Consider the following 4,832-nt stretch of genomic DNA (forward strand, 5'->3'; position numbering starts at 1 on the left):
GACATAATGCATATCAACCTTCACAAGACTTTCTCCACGCCTCACGGNGGCGGAGGCCCCGGTTCCGGTCCGGTCGGTGTCGCCGCACATCTGACGGAACTCCTTCCTGCGCCGCGTGTTACCAAAGATGAGGAAGGACGATTCCATATAGAAGGGAAGAATGACAAGAGCCTGGGCAGTGTAAGCTCGTTCCTCGGCAACTTCGGGGTGATGATGAAAGCGTATGCCTATATCCTCAGTCTCGGCAAGGAGAATCTGAAGAATGTGGGTCCGATGGCAACTCTCAACGCCAACTATATCAAGGAATCGCTTAAAGACGACTATCTCCTTCCGATAGAGGGCGCCTGCAAGCACGAGTTCGTATTTGACGGTCTCAAAGACAAGTCTACGGGCGTTACAACGCTTAACGTAGCCAAGCGTCTTCTTGACTATGGTTTCCATGCGCCGACAATATATTTCCCGCTGCTTTTCCACGAATCGATGATGATCGAGCCTACCGAGACCGAAAGTCTGGAGACTCTCGATGAGTTTATCGAGGTTATGCACAAGGTGGCGAAAGAGGCTCGCGAGAATCCGGATATGGTGAAGAACGCACCTCTGACCACGCCGATATCGCATCCCGACGAGACGACAGCGGCAAAGAAACCGATTCTTTCATACCGTCAGCTCAAGGCAGAACAATAATGCATAGTGACATTATAATAATAGGAGCCGGCCCCGGAGGGTATGAGACCGCTCTGGGCGCCGCGCACCGTGGCAAGAGTGTCACACTCTTCAACGGCGGTGCGCTCGGCGGCACGTGTCTTAACGAAGGATGCATCCCGACCAAGTGTCTCTGCCGCGATTCCGAGATGGTGATGCAGTTCAAGGAAGCCGACCGGTTCGGTATAGAGGACTTCACTTTTTCGGTTGATTTCAACCGTATCATCGAGAGAAAACGGGGTGTCACCGACCAGCTTCGCGACGGCATCGCAGCGATGCTCCGTCAGGCTAAGGTCAATGTGGTGGATGCCGTGGCGAGTTTCAGTGACGACCGCACTGTGGTTGCCGGCGGCGAGGAATATACCGCCGACAATATCATTATCGCCACAGGCAGCGTCTCGAAATCTTTGCCCATTCCGGGGCATGACCTCGAATGTGTGATGGATTCCACAGATATTCTCAATATCGAGTATGTCCCGGCATCGCTGACCATTATCGGAGGCGGTGTCATCGGCATGGAATTTGCATCGATATTCGCCGGTCTCGGCTCGAAAGTCACGGTCATAGAGTTCATGAAGCAGATTCTCCCGCCGTTTGATTCCGATATAGCGAAACGCCTTAAACAGACTTTGTCGAAGCGGGGTGTGGAGATAATCACCGGTGCGGCGGCGAAGAAAATCGAGCAGAACGAAGACTATGAGATTGTGGTCACATATGAGGCGAAAGGGAAGGAACAGACGGTTGTCAGTACCGATCTTCTTATGGCAGTCGGACGTGCTCCCCGGGTAGACGGACTCAATCTCGAAGCCGCCGGCGTGGAATACTCGGCAAAGGGCATACCTGTCGATGACAATATGCGCACCAATGTGAGGCATATCTACGCCATAGGCGATGTCAACGCACGGATGATGCTCGCGCATGTGGCTACATTCCAGGGGCAACGCGCACTCAATGCGATTGAGGGAAAAACCGACGGCATACGGTTCGGTCTGATACCTTCGGCGGTGTTCACTGTTCCGGAGTGCGGCATGGCAGGCATGACGGAAGAGGAGTGCAAGGCAAAAGGAATCGAGACTGTGTGTGGCAAGAGTTTCTATCGTGCCAACGGCAAAGCCCTTGCCATGGGCGAGAGTGAAGGGTTGTGCAAGCTTGTCTTCGACAAGGGTACGCACAAGCTTCTCGGCGCGCATATCATGGGAGCCGATGCGGCGTTGCTCGCCCAGGAGGCGGTTGATCTGATGAACGCGGACGCTACCGCAGAGTCGATACGCGAGATTGTGTTCGGACATCCTACATTAAGCGAGATTCTTCTTGCCGCGGCTGCGATCTGAAAATAATTGCACACTTTTAATAGCAATGTGAATAAAACACTGCGCACTTTTTGACAAGGTGCGCAGTGTTTTATTAATTTATTATCAATTGTTTGGATAATTGAAAAATATTTTGGAATTTTGTGAACCGCGACCGCAAAACCCATGTTTGCATTAGAAAAGTTTTAGGATTCCACTGTTTCAGGTCGTGAATAAAACGGGTTTCCTATATCAGTTATCAGGTTGAGGTGCGTCTGCATATGCCGCAAGGTATCGGGGCGTACTGAAGATTAAGGAAAAAATTATGATTGAACGTTTTTTAAAGAAGTGTGAATTTGATTCGCTTGATGATTTCAAGGCGAATTACAGTGTCAAGGTTCCGGAGAATTTCAATTTCGCTTATGATGTTGTCGACAAATGGGCTGAGGAAGCTCCCGACAAGCCTGCGTTGCTATGGACAAATGAAAACGGGGATGAACGTCAGTTCAGCTTTGCCGACATGAAAGAATATTCCGACCGCACGGCTTCCTTTTTTCAGAGTCTCGGCATCGGGAAGGGAGACAAGGTGATGCTTATCCTCAAGCGTCGCTATCAGTTCTGGTTTTCCATTCTTGCCCTCCACAAGCTGGGTGCGGTGTGTATTCCGGCAACCCATCTGTTGACGGCAAAGGATATAATATACAGGTGCAATGCAGCGAAAATCAAGGCAATCGTGGCTGTGGGCGAGGATGTGGTCGTGAACCACATTGTGAAGGCGCTGCCGGAGTGTCCTACAGTGGAGTGCTGTGTGTCTACGGGTCCGGATGTGCCCGAAGGGTGGCATGATTTCGATTCGGGAATCGCTTCAGCCCTTCCGTTCGCCAGACCGTTGCGCCCTAACCGCAACGAAGACCTTTCTTTACTCTATTTCACTTCCGGCACGACCGGCGAACCCAAGATGGTGGCTCATGATTTCCTGTATCCGTTAGGACATATCGTCACCGGAAAATACTGGCATAACCTTGATGAGACCTCGCTTCATCTTACCCTTGCCGATACCGGGTGGGGCAAGGCTGTGTGGGGCAAACTCTACGGGCAGTGGTTCTCCGGCGCCAACGTCTTTGTCTATGACTTCGACAAATTCCATCCGTCCGACCTGCTTGCCATCTTCGAAAAATACAGTATCACCTCTTTCTGCGCCCCTCCTACGGTATACCGTTTCCTGATACTGGAGGATGTGTCGAAGTATGATCTCTCGTCGCTCCGTTACTGCACCACAGCCGGAGAGGCAATGAACCCGAGTGTGTTCGAACGGTGGAAAGAACTGACAGGACTTGATATAAAAGAGGCGTTCGGTCAGACAGAGACAACACTGACCATAGGCACATTCCCGTGGATGGAGGCAAAACCGGGGTCTATGGGTGTTCCGAATCCCGAGTATGACATTGACCTCGTCAATGCCGACGGCGAAAGCTGCAGACCCGGAGAGCAGGGGGAGATTGTGATCTATACAGACAGACGGCGACCGCTGGGATTGTTCCGGGAATATCTGTATGACGAAGAGCTGACGCGCAAGGCTTACAGCAACGGTGTGTACCATACGGGAGATGTCGCCACCCGCGATGAAGACGGATATTTCTGGTTTGTAGGGCGTGCTGACGATGTCATCAAGTCATCAGGCTACCGTATCGGTCCGTTCGAAGTGGAAAGCTCGCTTATGAGTCATCCGGCGGTAGTGGAATGTGCTATAACGGGAGTTCCGGATCCTATACGCGGTCAGATTGTCAAAGCCACCATCGTGCTTGCAGAGGAGTGGAAAGACAGAATAGGGGATGACCTTGTCAAGGAACTTCAGAATCATGTGAAAGAAACCACGGCTCCATACAAATATCCGCGTCAGATAGAGTTTGTAGACGAGCTTCCCAAGACCATCAGCGGCAAGATCCGTCGTGTGGAGATACGCTCCTCCCGCCGCAATCCCCGTGCTCACGCCTCCTGACGTGGCGTGATTGTTACCAATACCTTTTCTATTTTGGCACCGTTCATCGACAGAATCTCGAACCGGATATTATTCCAGTCGAGCCTGTCGCCCGGACGGGGAATATATTTCAGTTCTTCAAGGATGAGTCCTCCGAGTGTCGAATATGACGCGGGATGATACAGGTCTTCAAGTTCAAAGAAGTTGATGAAGTCATATATCTGTATTCTTGCGTTGACAGTCCAGGAACCATCCTTTTCGTTTCTGTCTATATCCGAAGGCATCGCCTGTTCCGGCATCGCCCCCACGAGTCCGTCAAGAATGTCGCCTGGGGTTATCACTCCGCTCAGGTCCCCGAACTCGTCGCATACAAGCGCGAAGCGCACACGGTTTCCCTTCATGACGTCGAGAGCGTCATAGACGCGCATTGTCTCGGGGAAATATCGGGGTTCGCCCATGACCTTCTCAAGAGAAAAATCATTCCGGTCAAGCGACAGCACAAGCTGCTTGAGCGAGACAGCTCCGCATACGGTATTCTGCGATTTGTCGCAAAACACGGGATAATAGGAGTGCAGCTCCTCCGACAGGCGTTTTCTGACATCATCGGCATTCATGTCGAGTCTCAACGCCAAAACATCCACCTTCGGGGTCATTATCGAAGATATTCTCAAGTCTCCCAGCACAAGGGCGCGTTCCATAATATCCTGCTCAATCTTACGGAGTTCTCCGGCATCCGTTCCATCCTGAATCAGAGACTTTATCTCGTCTTCAGTCACATTGTTCTTTTTATTGTCAAGACCTATGATACGGGTGACAAGAGATGTTGATTTCGAAAGCAGCCATACTGCCGGCATGGCGACCAC

At 51.5% G+C, this 4,832-nt stretch carries 3 protein-coding genes and 1 pseudogene; 3 read left to right on the forward strand and 1 reads right to left on the reverse strand.

The genetic code is table 11. The annotated features are described in order from the left end of the window. From JX312_RS14135 to JX312_RS09295, 3 genes and pseudogenes are all read left to right on the forward strand, one after another. Window positions 1-684: pseudogene (locus tag JX312_RS14135) on the forward strand (aminomethyl-transferring glycine dehydrogenase subunit GcvPB); the annotation flags it as partial. Beyond that, complete coding sequence (gene lpdA, locus JX312_RS09290; protein WP_204457800.1) at window positions 684-2,033, forward strand: dihydrolipoyl dehydrogenase; 1,350 nt, start codon at window positions 684-686, stop codon at window positions 2,031-2,033. The pseudogene JX312_RS14135 and the gene lpdA, both read left to right, overlap by 1 nt. A gap of 283 nt (window positions 2,034-2,316) precedes the next feature. Then, a complete protein-coding gene (locus JX312_RS09295; RefSeq protein WP_204457801.1) occupies window positions 2,317-3,990 on the forward strand; it encodes an AMP-binding protein in 1,674 nt (557 codons plus the stop codon). On the opposite strand, the gene JX312_RS09300 is transcribed toward JX312_RS09295, so the two are convergent. Next, a partial coding sequence (locus tag JX312_RS09300; RefSeq protein WP_204457802.1) for a hemolysin family protein occupies window positions 3,978-4,832 on the reverse strand: 855 nt, incomplete at its 5' end. The genes JX312_RS09295 and JX312_RS09300 overlap by 13 nt on opposite strands.

The sequence above is a fragment of the Barnesiella sp. CU968 genome (assembly GCF_905219685.1).
GTDB classification, from domain to species: Bacteria; Bacteroidota; Bacteroidia; order Bacteroidales; family Muribaculaceae; genus Lepagella; species Lepagella muris_A.